Raw genomic sequence first — 13,716 nt, 5'->3', positions numbered from 1 at the left:
GCATTTAGATAATTCCCATTTCTTTACCGACTTCAGTAAACGCTTGAACTGTTCTATCAATTTGCTCAAGCGTATGTGCTGCTGACATCTGTGTACGGATACGTGCTAAGCCTTTTGGTACCACTGGGTACGAAAACGCAATAACATAAATGCCTTTTTGTAGCAATTTCTCTGCCATTTCAGCGGCTTTTTTCTCTTCATATAACATCACCGGAATAATCGGATGCTCACCAGGGATTAGGTCAAAACCTGCTGCAGTCATTTTTTGTCTGAAGTGTTTTTGATTGCGTTGCAACACATCACGTCTTTCATCTGAGCTCATCGCCAATTTAATCGCTGCCATTGATGTTGCTGCAATCATCGGTGCTAAGGCATTTGAAAATAAATAAGGACGTGCTTTTTGTTTTAACATCTCAGCAATTGGCGCACGCGCTGATACAAAACCACCTGAGGCACCACCGAGCGCTTTACCCAAAGTGCTAGTGATGATATCAACACGCCCTTCAACACCGCAAAAACTTGGCGTACCACGCCCTTTTTCACCAATAAAGCCGGTTGCATGCGAATCATCAACCATCACGATGGCATTGTACTTATCCGCTAAATCACACACGCCTTGTAAGTTGGCAATAATACCATCCATTGAGAAGACACCGTCTGTAACGATTAGTTTGAAGCGTGCACCTTTGTCATCGGCTGCTTGCAATTGTGCTTCAAGATCACTCATATCATTGTTTTTATAGCGAAAACGCATCGCTTTACATAAACGCACACCATCGATAATACTGGCGTGATTTAATGCATCACTAATCACTGCATCCTCAGCAGTCAAGATAGATTCAAACACTCCCCCATTGGCATCAAAGCATGATGGGAACACAATAGTTTCTTCCATTTTCAGATACTGACTGATCAGATCTTCAAGCTCTCTATGCGGCGTTTGTGTACCACAAATAAAGCGTACAGATGCCGCACCATAGCCATATTGATCTAATGCTTTTTTAGCCGTTTCCACTAAATCCTTATTATCGGCAAGTCCCAGATAATTATTCGCACAGAAATTAATAACATGTGCACCATTTTTAAGGGTAATATCTGAAGATTGCGGTGAGTTGATAATACGCTCACCTTTGTAAGTGCCTGCTTCTTTGATTTCATTAATCCCTTGGCGTAAATGGTCATAAAATGCGTTATTCATCTTAAGTTTCCTTATGTTAGTTTTTAATAGCAAATGAACTTGCGCCATTCTACCTGAGAAAAGACATAAGCGACAAGCAGATAAGAGCGAACAATGTTAATCTATGAACATTCTGGCAAAACGAGTTGCCTGCTTGGTTTTGCCCTTGGTATGATAAGAATGTTTAATCTCAATGAATATGAGGAATCAAGAGTGGCGCTGCTGCGTAAAAGTAAGAAAAACACATCACAAAAAGCGGGTTCTAGGAGAACTAGAGCCGACAAAACAACTAAAACAGCAAAACAATCTGCCAATCAAGCAACCGTTAAAAGGGTGCTTCATCCACTGTTGGTTGATCGCTTACGGATTACTTGGCTTGTATTGATGGGTGCAATTGCCTTGTTTTTATTGTTATCGCTTTTTTCATATAACAGTAATGACCCAGGCTGGACGATTGCCCAATCACAAGATAAAGTCTATAACTACGCAGGTATTGTCGGTGCTTATACTGCCAACATTATCTTAAGCATTTGTGGCGTCTTTGGTTTTTTGATCCCCTTTTTATTGGTCTATGGCATCTGGCAGCTTTTCCTGGAGCGTAAAACATTTGCTGAAAGTAGTATTCTGCTGATGCTTATGCGCTTTGCCGGTGCTATTTTACTCATCTTTGCAGGCAGTGGACTTGCACAAATTGCATTGTCTGTTTTTAGTGTCTACATGCCTGAAGGCGCTGGCGGCATTCTAGGACAAGAAGTCGCTAAATATGCCATTTTATACCTTAGTACTGCTGGTAGCATTTTGGTGCTTATCGTTGCTTTTGCATTAGGGTTAACTTTGTTCTCAGGTGGTTTTTGGATTCGCTCACTTGCCGCACTTATTCGTTTTATTGTAATGACGATAAAAGACTTTTTCACAAGCTCTGACGAAGAAAAAGAGCAAAAGGCACTACAACGCGCTGAACGCAAAGCACAAAAAGAAGCGCTCAAAGAGCAAAGAAAGGATGAAAAGGCACAGTTAAAAGAGCAAAAATTACGAGCAAAAAATGCTAAAAAAGAGCAAGCACATCAACAACAGCAAGATAATTTTATTGCTGAGCATGACACACTTGAGCACTTAAACTACAATGATCCAGGCATCAATCAACGCATAGATGATCACGATATCTCCTTTGAGCCTTTTGATGATGAATTTACACCAAAATCACTGACAAAAGCGCTTGATGATGAGGTGTTAACTGAGATCGATGACATCCCTTTACCTGCCCCTATAAGTAAGTCATCAAAACCTAAAAAACCTAAAAATAAAACCGATAAAATTACCGGTCTACCATCATTAGATCTACTTGATGACCCAGAAGCAAAAAAAGAGCTCATCTCTAAAGAGTTCTTACAAAAAATGGCGTTATTGGTTGAGGAAAAACTGGCTGATTTTGGCGTACAAGTTAAGGTTGTTGGCAGTTACCCAGGTCCCGTTATTACTCGCTTTGAAGTCGAGCTTGCCCCTGGCGTTAAAGTCAGTAAATTAAGTGGTTTAGCTCAGGATTTGGCGCGTTCTCTGTCAGCGGCACGTGTGCGTGTTGTTGAAGTGATTCCTGGCAAACCCTATGTAGGCCTTGAGCTACCGAATCAAAAACGTGAAATGGTACGTTTAAAAGAAGTATTGGCACACAAAAAGTTTATCGAATCAAGCTCACCTTTGACCATGGGGCTTGGTGTTGACATTGCAGGCACACCTGAAACAGCTAATCTTGCAAAAATGCCACATCTACTGGTTGCAGGAACGACGGGTTCAGGTAAATCAGTTGGTGTAAATGCTATGATTATCAGTATGCTTTATAAATCAGCACCAGATGATTTACGCCTTATTATGATTGATCCAAAGATGCTTGAATTATCAATCTATGAAGGTATACCACACTTATTAACACCGGTTGTTACTGATATGAACGAGGCGGCTAACGCCTTACGTTGGTGTGTTAAAGAAATGGATCGACGTTATGAGCTTATGGCAGCCGCGGGTGTGCGAAACATTGCTGGATTAAATGAGAAAATCCTTGAAGCTGAAAAATCAGGCGAGCCAATGAAAGACCCCCTATGGCTTAAACTACGTCCAGGACACGATGAAGATGCGCCTTTGCTAGAGAAGCTGCCTTACATCGTTGTCATTGCCGATGAGTTTGCCGATATGATGATGGTCGTTGGTAAAAAAGTCGAAGAGCTCATTGCGCGCTTAGCGCAAAAAGCACGTGCTGCAGGCATCCACTTAATCCTTGCAACACAGCGTCCATCAGTTGATGTCGTCACAGGATTGATTAAAGCCAACATTCCAACACGTATTGCGTTTCAAGTGTCATCAAAGATTGACTCACGCACCATTTTAGACCAACAAGGTGCTGAACAGCTCTTAGGTCATGGTGATATGCTTTATCTGCCACCTGGTTCCGGCGTGCCTGCTCGTGTGCACGGTGCTTTTGTTGATGATGATGAAGTGCATCGGGTGGTTGCTGCATGGAAAGAAATGGGTGAACCTGAGTATATCGATAGCATCACTGCAAGCGAAGATGAAGAAGGCAGTGATGGCGAGGGTGCAACAGATAGCACCGATCCACTCTATGATGAAGCCGTTAAAATTGTCCTTGAAACACAACGCGCATCGATTTCAAATATTCAACGTCGTCTGCGCATTGGCTATAACCGCTCAGCACGTTTAATTGAGGAAATGGAAGCAGCTGGCCTTGTGAGTGAAATGCAAAGCAATGGTATGCGCGAAGTACTGGTAAAAAGGTGACAACAATGAACAATATACAAAAAATACAGCCGTTGATTAAATATAGTCTTTTAGGTTTCACCACCATTGGACTACTCTCTGGCGCACTACTAAAGCCTGCGTTTGCACAGGATAAAAGCACCACACCAATAGCAACTAAAACTGCCCCCCTTGAGAGCACTAAAAATACTAAAAACACTAAGAATACTGAAAATATCGAAAGTATCAAAAATAATGACGCTGATAGTACATTGTTTACGTTATTAACCAACCTTAAAAACATGCATGCCAAATTTCATCAAAGTTTAATTAATCCACAGCAAGGCATTAAAGAAACGAGCATGGGTGAATTATGGGTGAGTAAACCTAGCTTTTTTAAATGGCAGGTTGAGTCGCCACAAAAGCAAATGCTGTTATCTAATGGCCAGAAACTTTGGAACTATGACGAAGATCTAGAGCAAGTGACCATTAGTGAGGTGCCTAAAAACATCTCTCAAGCGCCCTATTTACTGTTATTGACCGGTGACAGTAAAGTATTGCAAAAACTCTTTAGCATAACCCAAAATGGCGAGCATACTTATCGCTTAACACCTAAAGTGAATGATCAGTCTTTGATTAAATATATCGATATTACGTTCGCGGGCAACACACCAAAATCAATGCTTATCCAAACAGAAGTTGGGCAGTCCACGCATATTGAGTTTTATGATATCTCCACTGCAAAGATCCCTGCTAAAACCTATGACTTCACACCACCTAAAGGGGTGGATGTGTTAGGTTAAAAATGAGTTTGACAATATCTTTATCCATAATAACAAGCCATGTAGGGGCGTATTGCATACGCCCTTTAAGCATAAGCAAAGACCCTGTCAAACCTTTACAAATAAATAAACTGCATATGGTTGAAATCTTCAAAACATAATTTATAAGGATTATTCATGCATACGTTTGAGACGCTTAAACACCTATTTACCCTACCGCTAGATAATCCTGTGAGTATTTTTACCGTTGTTTTGGCACTCATTCTTACGGCTAAGGTGATCTGTCATTACAGCAAAATACCGAGCATTATCGGACTGATTATCACAGGCATTATCGTAGGTCCTCATGCCTTAAATATCTTAGATCAAAACCTTGCGGTAACCATTTTTGCAACAACTGGACTGCTTTATATTATGTTTCTTGCAGGGCTTGAGCTTGAGATGAAAGAGTTTAAACTACACCAACGTAAAAGCCTGCTCTTTGGCGTATTGACGTTTATTATCCCTTTTGCCATAGGCTTTCCCGTGTTTTACTTTGGATTTGATCTTCAAACCAGTGCAGCAATTCTAGTGGCGATTATGTTCTCAACCCATACCTTGATTGCTTATCCAATGGTCAGTAAAAAAGGATACGCCAGACGCCAAGCAGTTGCCATTGCCGTGGGCGGGACGATTATTACCGATACGGTGGTGCTACTTATTCTAGCTTTAGTTACGGGGCTTCATCAAGAAGGTAGTAGCATTGTGATGCTTATCACACTTGTGATTGGTTTTATCCTTTTTAGCCTGATTGCTTTCATTGTTATTCCTTATATTGCCAAAGGCTTTTTCTATCTTTTTGCACGCAAAAAAAGCTTGCATTACACCTTTGTATTATTCGTTGTTTTTCTGTTGGCATTACTTGCTGAAATCATTGGTGTTGATGCGATTATCGGTGCGTTTTTTGCAGGTCTATCCTTAAATCGTTTTGTTGCCAAAAAGAAAAAACTCAAAGCAGAAATCCATTTTATTGGTGATACCTTGTTTATTCCAGTTTTCCTGATTAGCGTTGGCATGATTGTTAACCTAGAGGTACTTGTTGATATGCATCATATCTTAACGATTGCGATTACTTTGATTATCGTCGCTCTTGTCAGTAAATGGCTTGCCGCAAAATTCACCCAATATGCACTTAAACTATCGCCACTTGATGGGCGTTTAATCTTTGGCTTAAGTAGCGCTCACGCTGCCGCAACCTTAGCCATCATCCTCGTTGGTTATAAAAATGGCATTCTAAGTAACGCTATTTTAAACAGTACCATTTTACTGATTTTAATCAGCTGCTTAACAGCCTCATTAGTTACGGCAAACACACTCAAACATTTGTCAAAAAAGGAGACTCACGATGCCTAGTATCATTGATGACTTAACGATTGATCAAAACTATTTACGCGAAGTGCGTGAGCATATTCACCGCCATCCTGAGCTTGGCTTTGATGTTGAGAATACTGCCAATTTTATCGCGGGCAAACTACAGACGCTTGGATTAACAATTAAGCGCAACATTGGCAAAACAGGACTTATTGCTGATTTGATTGTTAACCCTGATTATCCGATGATTGCACTGCGCGCTGATATGGATGCGTTACCGATACACGAGCAAAACACGTGTGATTACAGGTCAACCATTGATGGCAAAGCACATATGTGCGGGCATGATGCCCATTGTGCAATGGTATTAACTACTGCGCACACGTTGATTCAAATTAAAGATCAGCTGAATGTTAACATCCGCTTTTTATTTCAGCCTTCTGAAGAAGTGTTACCAGGTGGCGCACCGGCGATGATCAAAGATGGCGCATTAGCGGGTATTAGTGCTATTTATGGTATTCATGTATTACCATCAATTAATGAAGGACAAATGCAAATTTGCCAACCAGTCGCCTTAGCAGGTGTTGATCTATTTGATATTACCTTTATCGGCAAAGGCGGGCATGCCAGCACACCATGCACAACCAATGATCCGATGATTATGGCAACGCAATTTGTCAATGCCGTGCAAACGATTGCCTCAAGAAATCTATCGAGCTTTGATCCCGCGGTTGTTTCGATTACTGCACTTAATATTGGTAGCGCTTATAATGTGATTGCTGATAACGCTAAACTCAAGGGCTGTATTCGCTATCTAAGTCAATCCGTACGAGAGCTCGTTAAAAAGCGCTTATATGAAATTGCTAATGGCATTGCCAATACTTATGCCGGTTCTGTTAAAATCGATTACCTACCGGGGTATCCTGAAACGCAAAATGACGCAGAATGTGCACAGAAATCCATTTCTGCCGCGCAACAAGTTGTGGGCAAGGAAAATACCTTATTATCTCACATTCCATGGATGGCATCAGAAGACTTCTCCTATTTTGCCAAAGAAATTCCAGCATGCTATGCCTTTTTAGGCGTCCGCAATGAAGCTTCAGGCTTTACCTCAATGGTGCATGAACCAACCTTTGATCTATCGGTTAATGCCATGGTTTATGGTGTCAAATACTATTTAACACTGTGCTTAGACTATCGTTAGTTAACTTGCGCACAACGATAAGCACAGCTATACAGCTACCTAATTCCCCAAAGCCTCGAAAATTCTCCAAAAATCAATAGCTTAGATTAGCTAAGCAGCCTTAAAGCCTAACAACTAATGGCACTACCTTAAGAAGTAGCCTGTAAATATAGGCTTTGCAACGAACTTAGATCTACCATCCCTGACAAAATGGATTGCCACGCATCCATGCTCGCAATGACATCCTATGACTTGTCATCCGTAAGGCAAAATGGCGTGAGGATCCAGTGCGAAGCTGCCATGGATGGTTAGTGGTCCTGCTAAAGGTAGTGCCATTGGTCTAACAACGATTTGCACTGTATACATACTAAAACAATTTGATACATTTATGCGCAAGTTATCTCTTGCCTAATATGCTATAGTTTAGGCATTGTTGTTCAGTTTAAATACCCGATTAAACAAATACATGTTGATGCTATTTTGTTGGTGTCTTGTAAAGCGAAACTTAGTAGTAACAATAGGATTTATCGGTATTTATGGCAACCTATGGTGTGAATGTTATGAATGATCAATTTAGAAAGGTTCTACCGGTTTTATGCGGCAACATCCTTGAGACTTATGACTTTTGCCTTTATGGTCTTTTGGCGCCTGTTTTTGCTAAAATTTTTTTCCCAGAGAATTTTAAACACTCTTTACTTGCTACATTCTTAGTATTTTCTATGGCTTACATTGCTCGGCCTTTTGGAGCAATTTTCTGGGGAATCGTTGCCGATAGATATGGGAGAAAGTCTGTTTTACTTGGAACTATTAGCCTTATGGCTATATGTGCTGTTGGCATGGCAATAATGCCAAGTTATGCTTATGCTGGTAGTTTAATTTGCATTCTTGTTATCATATTAAGAATATTACAAGGAATTGCATTTGGTGGTGAATTTCCAACGGTCATTGTAACTCTTTATGAATTAGCACCTGACGATAAAAAGGGATTTTATGGTAGTTTTGCAGATGGAATTGCTATTATTGGATATTTGGCTGGAATTATCATTTTAATTGCACTTAAAGCGATGCTAACTGAATCTCAACTGCATCAATGGGGATGGCGTCTAATGTTCGGCTTATCAGTAGTATTTGTATTTATTGTTGGCTGGATTAGAAGGAATTTAAGTGAAACGATCCCAAGTCAACAAAGTATTTTTTCACTAACAGACATTCTACGAGAGAATACACAAAATATTGCAAGTATTGGCAAAATATTTTTGTACATGTTTGCCCCGTCATGTCTATTTTTTAATTTTGTTTTTTACATACACGCCGTAATCGGAGCAAATAACAATTTATCAAACATACAAATATCTATCATCCATATGCTAATAGTGATTTTATTTGTCGCCTTGCTACCAACTGTCGGTTTTTTTTCCGACAAAATTAACCGTAGTAAACTGCTAAAGTACAGTTACATTGTATTAATAATAGTCGCCATCCCCTTGTATCAGTCGCTGTTTAGCAGCAACACTATGATCGTGATCATAGCTTACGTTATATTTGCCATTTTTACGGCAATCTCGGTTAGCACTTTTGTTGCTATTATTGTCAGACAAGCACCAGAAAACAGCCGTGTGACTTCCGTCGGAATTGGTCACAGCATTGCTGTAATTTTTGGCTCATTTACACCAAGTATTAACACGTTTCTAACGGACTTTACTGATGTCAAAATGGCGCCTGCACTTTACATTGTTATATGTGCATTGATCTCAGTGATTACGTTAGCCTACATGAAAAATAGTCAGGAGTACAAACATGGAACATAAACAAAAAGATTTTGAATCAATGCACGTTTTTAAAGTGATGCCAGAGGTGATTGAAATTGCTCAACCCCTTTATGAAGACAGCGGTATACATTTCTTAACTTATTGTAAACATTATACTCATGGGGAATTTAGTGACTTAGGAACTCCTCGCGAGTGGGCTATGCATTATCTAAACAATCATCTTAAACCTGAAAATTCTGTGCATAGATTTACTGGAGGTATTAATTATTGGCGCAGAAATAAAAACGAACATATTTCTGAAATTGCTGAAGATGCACGTGAAAATTTTGACATTGATGCCAGAATAGAGTTTGTCGTGGAAGATAAATCGCAAAACTGCTTTCACATGTATTCTTTCCATTCAAACAAAAAAAACGCAGACAAAGCATATCGATTTTATGATTTACATCGTGCAAAATTATTAAAATTTATCAGCTATTTCAATAAAAAAGCAGCGCATTTAATTCGTGAAGCAGACTTACCCGAAAATAGAATCCAGATACCAAACTACTTACCACCCACTACACAACAACCAAAACGAGACTATGCGAGCGAATTGCTACAGGAAGACGCAAGCAATGAGCTAAAGGATCGCGAATTTGAGATTATGCTTCTTTATGCAAATGGTTGCACCGACAGTCAAATAGCCAAAATGTTAAATCGTTCTCAAAACACCGTATCTACCTACCTGAGGAACATTCGAGAAAAAACAGGATGTCATGATAAAAGATCGCTACATAAATACGTTGTTGAACAGGGTTACGGAGGCTTAGAACAGTTTTTTTTTCCTTATATTAGACATTAATTATTCACTACAAAGCTTATTTTCACCCTTTTCAGAGATTAATTTCATCTTGAAAAAGATTTATCATCTTCATGGTCAAATACAAACTATTGGAGGATGAGACATGTTTAATTCATCAAGCCGTACTTTAGGTAACAATAATCAAAGTTGCTATCAAATAGACAGGGAAAACCGTTGTTATATTTTATTTGAGGACTCAAATTCGCGTTGTGTCAATTTAACAGAAATAAACGAAATCTGCACTCAACACTATGGTGATCAAGCGCATTACGCCGAACAAAAACTTCTTTTTGGCGAATCAATATTGGTGATTGGCAAAGGGTATTTACGTCTGGAAGCAATGGAAGAATGAAAACTCGATAAGTGTCAAGTCGGTTATCGCCTAGGTTTTTGATTCATTATAAACCTTAATATTGGCTATATTTTCTGCGTTTTATTAAACCAACGCACAGCTTTAGGCTGATACAAAATATAAAATGCGGCAATGATTAGAATGATTTCAATAAACACCAACCAGAAATTAAGCGGGTGACTGGCGTGCTCTGGCAAGTAAAAGATTAAAAAAGCATACCAAATGACCGCAAGGATAATATAAATCCATTTCGCGGCTTTCACCCCTAGGCTAATCACAAAGGCAACTGCAATCAGTACAATATAGGCAACCACATCAAGCCAGACATGCTCCATTGGTACCATCACCAAAGTTGATGACGTCAGTAAATCCAAAAGCCCCAAGATGCTCACACCATAGAGCATCCAAATAGCGGCATACACACGTTTTGGTCTAATTACTTTATTCATAAACTGTAAACTCCTTTTAAATGTTGATTAGTGGAATATCTTTGTAATTTAATTCCCTCCAAAGTGTAGCCTAAAAAGCTGATCTTTGGCTAGCTGGTTTATGTTAATATCTGGGATTTTTTGCAATGATCGGCTTAACACTGCCAAGGCAATGTGCATTTTGAAATGGTTATGATCTTTTAATAAGCACGTCATATCACTTTAGTGTCAACACCTCAAATAATTTCATGGTTATAAATACTGCTGACAAAGTGACTTAAATGCCGCAAAGTGTGTCATGGCTTGTAGCTCATGATAAATCGATTGCGCACACTCATCCGGTGTTTTATTATCGGTACTGATATCTATGTCATAACGCGTATATTTATGCGTCATATGATTTGAGGCACGACTCATGCCGATTGGGCGAAAATCATCTTGGTAATTTTGGGATTGCTCCATGCGTTTTTGTGCACGTTTCTCGCCAACTTCATCAGCAACATGTAAGCCAACCATCACCACTTCATGGTTTTTAAGCTTATCCAAAAATACTTTAAAATCATCAAAGCGCCAAAAAATTTCATCTGCAACAACACTTATACCATGATCTAAAAAGCAACAGACTGATTCATAACGCGCCAGATTTATGCGCTGAATGATCTCACCGTGCACAATCTCTGTCATCGCCTGCCCATTTTCCTGATATTGCTTGGGATACAAGTAATTTTTATCCGGCTTTGACAACTCTAGTTTTGCACTGGGAATTGCCAAATGAAACGTATCAATCCCTAGATGAACATTGGGCTCATTCATTAAGTTCTGTAATGCTTTTGCTGTAGAGCTTTTTCCCGCACTACAAGCACCTACAAGCAATATTAATCGCGCCATCTTGAATCCTTTTCACTCTGTTGTTAATTGTCGATTATACAAATTGAAACATGTTTATAGCTAGTAACCCAAGGTTATTTCAGAAATTTATTATCTATACCGCTTGTATACCGCTCGTGAATCATTTTGCGGTGTTTAATGTCGAAGAAGTTTTTGATGCTCCTGAATGATTGGTTTGCAGGTAATAGCTGGGACTATTGGCAAAACCCAATCATTCAGAAGTACGAGAAATTCAATGATAGAAATTCTGTAAAATGGTTTGCGGGCGGTATAAATCATTTTGCAAGTGCTATACCAAGATTCTCTATTTTTTGCTACAATCGCCTGCGTTTATGCCTAAGTACCTAAACAATAGTTTTTTGGTAATAATGGATATTCGGGTCGAGCCCGAATATGACGATTTGTGGTCATTCTCGGACTTGATCCGAGAATCCAAAAAATACCTGATAATATTTGCATACGTACTTATATCCATCTTACAAAACAAACTAAGGATTCTTAAATGTCTGAACAATATATTTATTCGATGCATCGCGTCGGCAAAGTCGTTCCGCCCAATCGCTATATTCTAAAGGATATTTCGCTATCTTTTTTTGATGGTGCCAAGATTGGTGTCTTGGGTCTTAATGGCTCAGGGAAATCAACACTTTTGCGTATTATGGCAGGTCTTGATACTGAGATCGTCGGTGAAGCAGCCCCTCGCAAGGGTGTTAAGATTGGTTATCTACCACAAGAGCCACAACTTGACCCAACAAAAGACGTTAAAGGCAATGTTGAGGAAGCATTAGCCGATCTTAAAGCACTGGTTACACGCTTTGATGAAATCAGCATGAAGTTTTGCGAGCCGATGTCCGATGATGAGATGAACAAGCTGCTTGCTGAACAAGGTGAGCTACAAAACAAGATTGATGCAGCAGGTGCGTGGGAGATTGATCGCAAGCTTGAGATTGCTGCTGATGCGCTTCGTTTACCTGCTTGGGATGCTGATGTATCTAAGCTTTCAGGTGGTGAAGTACGCCGTGTTGCATTGTGTAAATTACTGCTATCTTCTCCTGATATTTTACTTCTAGATGAACCGACAAACCATTTAGACGCTGAAAGTGTTGCGTGGCTTGAGCGTTTCCTACAAGAGTATAAAGGCACTGTTGTAGCCATCACCCATGATCGCTATTTCTTGGATAATGTGGCTGAATGGATTCTTGAGCTTGATCGCGGTGAAGGCATTCCTTTTAAAGGTAATTACTCAAGCTGGCTTGAGCAAAAAGAAGCGCGTCTAGCTCAAGAAGAGAAAAAGCAAACCGCACATAGAAAAGCATTACAACAAGAACTTGAGTGGGTGCGTCAAAACGCCAAAGGTCGTCAAGCCAAATCAAAAGCACGTTTATCGCGCTTTGATGAGCTAAGCTCACAAGAATTCCAAGAGCGTAATGCCACACAAGATCTATACATCCCACCAGGTCCTCGTTTAGGGAATAAAGTCATTAATATTGATGGTATCAGCAAAGGCTTTGGTGATCGTTTATTGATTGATCAGCTTGGTTTTGAGGTTCCTGCTGGCTCTATCGTTGGCATTATTGGCCCCAATGGCGCAGGTAAATCGACATTCTTTAAAATGGTATCAGGCATTGAAACGCCTGATGCGGGCAATGTTGAGTTCGGTGAAACGGTTGAGCTTGCTTACGTCAACCAATCACGTGATACTTTAGATGATAACAAGACTGTATGGGAAGAGATCTCTGATGGTTTAGATGTCATCGCTGTTGGCAAGTACACGATTCCATCACGTCAATACGTTGGGCGCTTTAACTTTAAAGGTTCTGATCAACAGAAATTCATCCATCAGCTTTCCGGTGGTGAGCGCAATCGCGTGCATTTAGCAAAATTATTACGCAAAGGTGGTAATGTCATATTGCTTGATGAACCAACGAATGACCTTGATGTTGAAACATTGCGCGCACTTGAAGAAGCCATTCTTGCCTTCCCAGGTTCCGTGATGATCATCTCGCATGATCGCTGGTTCTTAGATCGTGTAGCAACACATATCTTAGCTTTTGAAGGTGAAAGTAATGTCGTATGGTTTGAGGGTAACTATGAAGCCTATATCGATGATAAGAAAAAACGCCTAGGCGATGACTCTGTCGACCCACATCGTATTAAATATAAGAAAATCACAGCGTAACTTTAATGATTCAGAAATA

Annotated in this window: 11 protein-coding genes; 8 read left to right on the top strand and 3 right to left on the bottom strand. The window is 39.8% G+C overall.

What is annotated here, in order from left to right; all coding sequences use genetic code 11:
* Nucleotides 1-4: 4 nt before the first annotated feature.
* Nucleotides 5-1,198 carry a glycine C-acetyltransferase gene (locus ACZ5V8_RS03185; RefSeq protein ID WP_464218315.1) on the bottom strand — a complete coding sequence of 398 codons (1,194 nt, stop codon included), beginning with the start codon at nucleotides 1,196-1,198 and terminating at the stop codon, nucleotides 5-7.
* Between the two features lie 93 nt (nucleotides 1,199-1,291).
* Here ACZ5V8_RS03185 and ACZ5V8_RS03180 point away from each other — a divergent pair, with 93 nt between their 5' ends.
* The 7 genes from ACZ5V8_RS03180 to ACZ5V8_RS03150 all read left to right on the top strand — a co-directional run bounded on the left by ACZ5V8_RS03180 (nucleotide 1,292) and on the right by ACZ5V8_RS03150 (nucleotide 10,202).
* A complete protein-coding gene (locus ACZ5V8_RS03180; protein ID WP_464218314.1) occupies nucleotides 1,292-3,964 on the top strand; it encodes a DNA translocase FtsK 4TM domain-containing protein in 2,673 nt (890 codons plus the stop codon).
* A gap of 5 nt (nucleotides 3,965-3,969) precedes the next feature.
* Entirely contained in the window at nucleotides 3,970-4,725 is a 756-nt protein-coding gene (gene lolA, locus ACZ5V8_RS03175) for an outer membrane lipoprotein periplasmic chaperone LolA (protein ID WP_464218313.1), read from the top strand.
* Between the two features lie 156 nt (nucleotides 4,726-4,881).
* On the top strand, nucleotides 4,882-6,096 hold the full coding sequence (locus ACZ5V8_RS03170) for a cation:proton antiporter (RefSeq protein ID WP_464218312.1): 1,215 nt from the start codon (nucleotides 4,882-4,884) through the stop codon (nucleotides 6,094-6,096).
* Entirely contained in the window at nucleotides 6,089-7,258 is a 1,170-nt protein-coding gene (locus ACZ5V8_RS03165) for a M20 metallopeptidase family protein (RefSeq protein ID WP_464218311.1), read from the top strand. Before ACZ5V8_RS03170 ends, ACZ5V8_RS03165 begins: the two co-directional genes overlap by 8 nt.
* A gap of 515 nt (nucleotides 7,259-7,773) precedes the next feature.
* Nucleotides 7,774-9,045: an MFS transporter gene (locus ACZ5V8_RS03160; RefSeq protein WP_464218310.1), complete on the top strand. Its 1,272-nt coding sequence runs from the start codon at nucleotides 7,774-7,776 to the stop codon at nucleotides 9,043-9,045.
* Nucleotides 9,035-9,850, top strand: coding sequence for a LuxR C-terminal-related transcriptional regulator (locus tag ACZ5V8_RS03155; protein WP_464218309.1), 816 nt, complete (start codon nucleotides 9,035-9,037; stop codon nucleotides 9,848-9,850). Before ACZ5V8_RS03160 ends, ACZ5V8_RS03155 begins: the two co-directional genes overlap by 11 nt.
* Nucleotides 9,851-9,953: 103 nt before the next feature.
* The gene (locus ACZ5V8_RS03150; RefSeq protein WP_464218308.1) at nucleotides 9,954-10,202 is read left to right on the top strand and encodes a hypothetical protein; all 249 of its coding nucleotides are present in this window, start codon (nucleotides 9,954-9,956) and stop codon (nucleotides 10,200-10,202) included.
* Between the two features lie 65 nt (nucleotides 10,203-10,267).
* Here ACZ5V8_RS03150 and ACZ5V8_RS03145 read toward each other — a convergent pair whose 3' ends face one another.
* Together ACZ5V8_RS03145 and ACZ5V8_RS03140 are read right to left on the bottom strand one after the other, a co-directional pair.
* On the bottom strand, nucleotides 10,268-10,651 hold the full coding sequence (locus ACZ5V8_RS03145; RefSeq protein WP_464218307.1) for a hypothetical protein: 384 nt from the start codon (nucleotides 10,649-10,651) through the stop codon (nucleotides 10,268-10,270).
* 231 nt (nucleotides 10,652-10,882) lie between these two features.
* Complete coding sequence (locus ACZ5V8_RS03140; protein WP_464218306.1) at nucleotides 10,883-11,518, bottom strand: phosphotransferase-like protein; 636 nt, start codon at nucleotides 11,516-11,518, stop codon at nucleotides 10,883-10,885.
* A 502-nt stretch (nucleotides 11,519-12,020) separates the two neighbouring features.
* Here ACZ5V8_RS03140 and ettA point away from each other — a divergent pair.
* Nucleotides 12,021-13,697, top strand: a complete 1,677-nt coding sequence (gene ettA, locus ACZ5V8_RS03135) for an energy-dependent translational throttle protein EttA (protein ID WP_464218305.1) — start codon at nucleotides 12,021-12,023, stop codon at nucleotides 13,695-13,697.
* Nucleotides 13,698-13,716: the final 19 nt, after the last annotated feature.

The organism is Cysteiniphilum sp. GTC20157 (genome assembly GCF_055396795.1).
The sequence above is the reverse complement of the archived record's forward strand: the minus strand, read 5'-3'. Positions and strand labels throughout refer to the sequence as shown.

Excerpts from the sequence above, each read along its gene's own strand:
- ACZ5V8_RS03150 (WP_464218308.1), top strand. The coding sequence starts at position 9,954 with ATGTTTAATTCATCAAGCCGTACTTTAGGTAACAATAATCAAAGTTGC.
- ACZ5V8_RS03165 (WP_464218311.1), top strand. The coding sequence starts at position 6,089 with ATGCCTAGTATCATTGATGACTTAACGATTGATCAAAACTATTTACGC.
- ACZ5V8_RS03185 (WP_464218315.1), bottom strand. The coding sequence starts at position 1,198 with ATGAATAACGCATTTTATGACCATTTACGCCAAGGGATTAATGAAATC.
- ACZ5V8_RS03160 (WP_464218310.1), top strand. The coding sequence starts at position 7,774 with ATGGCAACCTATGGTGTGAATGTTATGAATGATCAATTTAGAAAGGTT.
- ettA (WP_464218305.1), top strand. The coding sequence starts at position 12,021 with ATGTCTGAACAATATATTTATTCGATGCATCGCGTCGGCAAAGTCGTT.
- lolA (WP_464218313.1), top strand. The coding sequence starts at position 3,970 with ATGAACAATATACAAAAAATACAGCCGTTGATTAAATATAGTCTTTTA.
- ACZ5V8_RS03170 (WP_464218312.1), top strand. The coding sequence starts at position 4,882 with ATGCATACGTTTGAGACGCTTAAACACCTATTTACCCTACCGCTAGAT.
- ACZ5V8_RS03180 (WP_464218314.1), top strand. The coding sequence starts at position 1,292 with ATGTTAATCTATGAACATTCTGGCAAAACGAGTTGCCTGCTTGGTTTT.
- ACZ5V8_RS03140 (WP_464218306.1), bottom strand. The coding sequence starts at position 11,518 with ATGGCGCGATTAATATTGCTTGTAGGTGCTTGTAGTGCGGGAAAAAGC.
- ACZ5V8_RS03145 (WP_464218307.1), bottom strand. The coding sequence starts at position 10,651 with ATGAATAAAGTAATTAGACCAAAACGTGTGTATGCCGCTATTTGGATG.
- ACZ5V8_RS03155 (WP_464218309.1), top strand. The coding sequence starts at position 9,035 with ATGGAACATAAACAAAAAGATTTTGAATCAATGCACGTTTTTAAAGTG.